Origin of the sequence: Nostoc sp. NMS8, assembly GCF_017115045.1 — a bacterium.
GTDB lineage: Bacteria > Cyanobacteriota > Cyanobacteriia > Cyanobacteriales > Nostocaceae > Nostoc.
Window position 1 is genome coordinate 22758 of sequence record NZ_JABXKK010000053.1, and the last position, 6000, is coordinate 28757.

5 protein-coding genes are annotated in these 6000 nt (G+C 43.9%); 3 read left to right on the top strand and 2 right to left on the bottom strand.

Annotation, left to right across the window (positions count from 1 at the left end; genetic code table 11):
- Window positions 1-146 precede the first annotated feature (146 nt).
- The gene (locus HWQ39_RS10235; protein WP_292843873.1) at window positions 147-3737 is read left to right on the top strand and encodes a calcium-binding protein; all 3591 of its coding nucleotides are present in this window, start codon (window positions 147-149) and stop codon (window positions 3735-3737) included.
- Between the two features lie 387 nt (window positions 3738-4124).
- On the opposite strand, the gene HWQ39_RS10240 is transcribed toward HWQ39_RS10235, so the two are convergent.
- The gene (locus tag HWQ39_RS10240) at window positions 4125-4424 is read right to left on the bottom strand and encodes a hypothetical protein (protein ID WP_292843875.1); all 300 of its coding nucleotides are present in this window, start codon (window positions 4422-4424) and stop codon (window positions 4125-4127) included.
- Window positions 4414-4539, bottom strand: coding sequence for a hypothetical protein (locus HWQ39_RS10245; RefSeq protein WP_292843877.1), 126 nt, complete (start codon window positions 4537-4539; stop codon window positions 4414-4416). The genes HWQ39_RS10240 and HWQ39_RS10245 overlap by 11 nt, the downstream gene beginning before the upstream one ends.
- 843 nt (window positions 4540-5382) lie before the next feature.
- On the opposite strand from HWQ39_RS10245, the gene HWQ39_RS10250 reads away from it, so the two are divergent.
- Together HWQ39_RS10250 and HWQ39_RS10255 are read left to right on the top strand one after the other, a co-directional pair.
- The gene (locus HWQ39_RS10250; RefSeq protein ID WP_292843879.1) at window positions 5383-5535 is read left to right on the top strand and encodes a hypothetical protein; all 153 of its coding nucleotides are present in this window, start codon (window positions 5383-5385) and stop codon (window positions 5533-5535) included.
- A gap of 116 nt (window positions 5536-5651) precedes the next feature.
- The gene (locus HWQ39_RS10255) at window positions 5652-5936 is read left to right on the top strand and encodes a transposase (protein ID WP_292843881.1); all 285 of its coding nucleotides are present in this window, start codon (window positions 5652-5654) and stop codon (window positions 5934-5936) included.
- Window positions 5937-6000 lie beyond the last annotated feature (64 nt).

Below are 6000 nucleotides of genomic sequence, written 5' to 3' on the forward strand. Positions count from 1 at the left end.
TGGGTGCATTTTCGAGAAATTGACTCTTCCTCAAGGGTGAGGTTTGAAGTATGCAGATTTCGGTGATTTTTTGTGCATGAAAACTGCACAATTTGTAAACTGACAACTGAAGTTAGTGAAAAAATCAATTCAGGTAGGTAAGAGTTATGGCAAATATCATTGGAACCAACGGTAACGATACTTTAGTAGGCAGTTACGAAGCGGACACGATTAAAGGTCTTGCTGGCAACGATACTATCACAATTTCCTTTGGCAAGGACACTTTGACTGGTGGAAGCGGCAAGGATAAATTTGTTTTCAGCGGCGAGAGTAGCGACACTAATATCATCACCGATTTTGGTGGGGTAGGTAAAGGTGTAAATCCTTCGGTAGAAGTCATTGCAGAAGTAGACATCCTAGAATTCCAGGGATATGGCTTCACTGCCCAAAATTTGCTGCTGACCCAAAATGGCAGCAATCTAGAAATCACCTTTGAAGGGGTAAGTGGTCGCCAAGTGATTCTGCAAAACTTTGCTCTGGAAAACCTGGAAAACCTGAGCAAATCTACAGGAGCTACTGTAGACTCAGGCAACATCCTGTTTTATGGGCAAACTAGCACCACAGATAGCTTTGATGTCTTCAACGCCAACTCGCTCCAAAGCACTATCTTCAACAAAAACACTGTCACTTTTCTTAACGACCTTGACAATAATGTTAGCAGCTTTGATAACTCAGATGATGTCATCAATGGTCAGGGGGGCGATGACATTATTGACGGCTTGAGTGGGAACGACACTTTAAGAGGTGGTGCGGGGAATGACTCCCTCGTTGGTGGTGCGGGGAATGATACTCTTGTTGACGGTGCAGGCAATGATACTCTCGTTGGCGGTACAGGGAATGACCGCTTGAATGCTAACTCTTCAGAAGGCAATAACCTGCTTGATGGTGGCGATGACAATGATTTTCTTAGTGCCGCTACTACCCCAGGCAATAACACCCTTAACGGTGGCGTTGGTAACGATACATTGAATATTGACTTTTCAATAGGCGATAACCTACTTAATGGTGGCGATGGCAATGATTTTCTGTCGCTATCTGGCTTCGATTATTACAGTTATATTGGTGCATCAGGTAATAACACCCTTAACGGTGGCGTTGATGATGATTCCTTGACTGCTGATTATTCAACAGGCAATAACTTACTTTCTGGGGGCGTTGGTAACGATATCTTAGATATTCAAGCTTCAAAAGGTGATAACTTACTTTTTGGGGGCGATGGCAATGATTCTCTATTTGCCTCAGGCAGAATTACCAGATACGGCATTGTTCCCTCTTTAGGCGATAACACCCTCAACGGTGGTGCTGGTAACGATACCTTTAATATTGACTATTCATCAGGCAATAACCTACTTAATGGTGGCGATGATAATGATTCTCTTATAGCCTCTGGCTCCTTCGATTACTACGGAGGATTCTTCGCTGCTTCAGGCAAGAATACCCTCAACGGTGGTGCTGGTGACGATACATTGAATATTGACTATTCACCAGGCAATAACCTCCTCGATGGTGGGGATGGTAATGATTCTCTCTCCGGTTCTGGCTACTACCACGACGACAACGACTACTACGAAAGTTATTATCGTGTCACATTAGGCAATAACACGCTCAACGGTGGTACTGGCGACGATACATTAAATATTGACTATTCATCAGGCGATAACCTCCTCGATGGTGGGGATGGCAATGATTCTCTCTCCGGTTCTGGCTTCGTGTACAACGACTACGAGGGGGGCAATACTGTAACGTCAGGCAATAACACGCTCAACGGTGGTGCTGGTGACGATACATTGAATATTGACTATTCAACAGGCAACAACCTCCTCGATGGTGGGGATGGCAATGATTCTCTTAGTGCCTCTGGCGCGTTAGGTAACAATACCCTCAACGGTGGTGCAGGCAATAATACTCTTATTGGTGGTACAGGCAATGACTACCTCAAGGGTGGTACTGGTGACGACCTGCTGCGGGGTAATGCAGGAAATGATACTCTTATTGGTGGTGCAGGCAATAACACCCTCAAGGGTGATGCTGGTGACGATTCCTTGACTGCTGACTTTTTAACAGGCAATAATCTGTTGGATGGTGGCGATGACAATGATTCTCTTAGTGCCTCTGGAAATCGGTACCTAAATACTATTGTCTCAGGTAATAACACTCTTAAGGGTGGTGCTGGTGACGATTCCTTGACTGCTGATTATTCAACAGGCGATAACTTCTTGGATGGAGGAAATGGTAATGATAGTCTCTCTGCTCAGGGTCAAGAGTACTACGACCAAGATAGCTATTTGCATCTCTATTTTGCCTTAGGCAACAACACTCTCAAAGGCGGCGCTGGCGACGATTTCTTGAATGTTAACATTTCAACAGGCGATAACCTACTCTTTGGGGGCGTTGGTGACGATTTCTTGAGTGCTAGAGATTCAACAGGCGATAACCTACTTTCTGGAGAGGATGGCAATGATGCACTCATTCTTTCTAGCACATATATTAATGGGGTGTCTGGTAATAATACCCTCAAAGGTGGCGCTGGTGAGGATGACTTTGAAGTTACAAATTTAACAGGTAGTAATCTACTAGATGGTGGCGATGGCAATGACACTTTCCGTTTAGACGAATTATCTACTGCTTCCTTAGTAACTCAAACGGTAGATGGAGGAACAGGTAACGACGATGTTTTGTACATCGATTATCGCAATTCTACTGAAACAATCACATCTACTTTCAATGCCAGTATTAATACTGGCTCAATTACGGTGGGTAAAAATCAGATTAACTACAGTAATATCGAACGATTAGATATTACAGGTACATACAAGGACGACAAGATTGTCGGGACTAATGGTAACGATGCACTCTACGGTGGCAGTAATGGCAATGATACGATTATTGGTGGTAAAGGTAATGATTACTTGAATCTCGACGCTTCAACAGGTAATAACCTGCTCTCTGGAGACGATGGCAATGATTCTCTCTTTGCCGATGGCTCCTTGGTATACTACCGCGGAGATTTCCAGTATGGCGATGCGATCTCTGGCAATAACACCCTCAACGGTGGTGTTGGTAACGATATCTTGAATGTTAACTTTTCAAGTGGTAATAACCTGCTCTCTGGAGGTGATGGCAATGATTCTCTATTTGCCTCTGCCCAGTTCGACTACACCAGCAACGGTAGATATGATTCCTCTGGTAATAACACTCTCAACGGTGGTGCTGGAGACGATCATTTGGATGTTAGCTACTCATTAGGTGATAATTTACTTAATGGAGGTGATGGCAACGATATTCTCACTGCCTCTGATGCCACTGGTAAGAACACCCTCAAAGGTGGAAATGGCAACGATATCCTCACAGGTGGCAAGGGTAATGATAGCCTAATTGGAGGAAGTGGTACTGATACCTTTGTTTTCAATAGTTTCAATGAAGGTAGCGATCGCATTTATGATTTCCACACCGCTAATGAAGTAATTCAGATATCTGCTGCTGGCTTTAGTGGCGGTTTATCAGCAGGTATACTATCTGCTAGCCAGTTGAAAATCGGAACATCTGCAAACACTAGCACTCAACGATTTATTTATAACTCGACTACAGGTGGGCTGTACTTTGACCAAGATGGCAATGCAGGTGGGTTTGCTAAAGTACAACTTGCACAACTATCTGCTGGTTTGTCTTTAAGTAACGAAAATTTTGTAGTTGTTTAAGGCTAATTAGCGTTCCATTACTGGACGGCAAGTAACATCAGAAATTGTGAGAATGCGAGGTGTCAATACTGCTCGGGTAAAGCATTTTTAACTAGGAATTGGGTTTTGGGAAAAGGTTAAAGGTTTTTTCTTTCCCCTTTCCCCCGCCAGGGCAAATGCATCTTATTTACTAATAAAAACTTGAGGGTTAAACTTAGGCTTGGCATTTGGTCGAGGAAAGATGCAAATTCCTGCGTCCTCTGGTACGGTTAAAGTGGGAGACTGCTATTCAATGTTGTAGAATCAAGCGCTGTTAATTAAGCGAATTGCGAATTGGTTTGACCCCACGGTGAGGAAATAAATCAGCAGCTTTCCAATGAGTTGATTAGGTTAACCATAATGCACCTTCTAATTTGAAAGTAGACTCCACAAGTAATCAATCCGTTTCCAAGCGATCGCAGCTTGCCGGGGAGAGCAACTCAAGCCATAAGCACGACGGGCATCGTAATTCCCCTTGATTCCCTTGGCTACTCCAACGGAAACCCCAGAAGCCACCTCACGAATGCCGGGTTGATAGCTTCGGTTTTCATGAGAGAGCCGTACTTGCGTAATCTGATTTCCAATTTGGTCTGTCCAGGGGGTTGGCTGTTGACGGTGGAATAAGCCATCGGCGTAGGCAATGATAAAGACTCTTTCTCTATTGAGCATAAGGGGAGATTTCGACAAATTGCTGGACTCGGAATTTGTGCGATAGACCTGCGGCTGATATTCCGTGGTGGCATAGTCCGCCGATACCGGAGAAAAGCGAAAGAACTGATTTCATGAGGCGATCGCACTCCTCACCAGTTCATCTGGTACTTCAAAAATCCCCAGTTTTCCAATGTATGGAATCGGTGTAATCCCGCGTGGATTCTCTAGATGCTAGTGGTACTGGTCAGCCATTCCCCAGCCTGACGCAATCGGTGAAAACTGGCAATCAACTATTCTGACAATGCCAATGATTTGACCGCGATGTAAAGAGATTAATTCTGGGATTATTACCTGTAGCGACCTGCAATACTAATCGCTCAGACCTGCAATCAAGACATTTTCCAGCCAGGATTAAGGGTCTTGTCCACTTTTGGTGATCCTGTTTGAGGATGCTCTCAATTGAGCGATGGTGCAAGCACCCGCTCTCTTGCGATCGCAAAAGATGAATTTTTTTAGTCAATAGCGATAGAACGAACGCCTCAGTAGTTGATAATGGTGTCAACAAATTCAATAAAAGCTAGAATGGAGATAAAAAGCCTAAACTTCTTGTGTACTCTAGCTTTTAGGTAATAAAACGAGAAATAGTTGAGAATCACACACTCAGAGTCGAATATGGGTCAAAAGGCTATAGAAGTACTCTGTCGCCTATTACCCAATACAAAAAATCAACAAGATTGAGAATTGACTGATTAACGAAGCACAAGCTCCCATTACGTTAATTATCGCTTCAGTACAAGCTGTTACTCAGTGCCCAATCTGCACTTCCCAAACTCACCGAATTCATAGTCACTATGAGCGGACGTTAGCTGATTTATCGTGGGCTGATTACAGAATAAGTTTACAGATGCGTGTGCGGAAGTTTTTTTGTCTCAATGCTAATTGTAAACGGCGCATTTTTACTGAAAGATTGACTAACGTGACCGCTCCTTGGGCGCGTCGGACTCTGCGGTTGGCTCAACAATTTACGACAATTGGTTTAGCGTTAGGCGGTGCAGCTGGGGTGAGACTATCGCGGCGCGATGGTTTGTTTCACTGTGAGTCGCAATACACTGCTGCGACTGGTGCGTAAAATGCCTCTACCATTAATCGATTTCCTAGAAACTCTTGGGGTAGACGATTTCGCTTTTCGCAAGTGCCAAACTAATTGCCCTGCTAACAGCACAACACTCCGAATTAGCTGAAGCAATTGGATTAGCCCAAGATTTTGCTCAACTGGTGCGTACTCGACAACCTAAACAACTTGATCTATGGCTTGCACAGGCTGACAATAGCATTGTTTCTCCTTTTCGTCGCTTTGCTAAAAGTTTGCGTGAAGACTACGATGCTGTCAAAGCGGGGGTAACGCTCTGGGTAAGCAATGGTTCTGTTGAAGGGCATATCAACCGATTAAAGATGTTGAAACGACAAATGTATGGTCGATTTCTGAGAGCATCGTTAATTTTTACTGAATCAGCGATAGTCACGATTTGAAAATCTAAGCCTTGTTTGCTCGTAAAAGTTAATGATGTGTTGTGCCATCCAATTTGTTGTCATC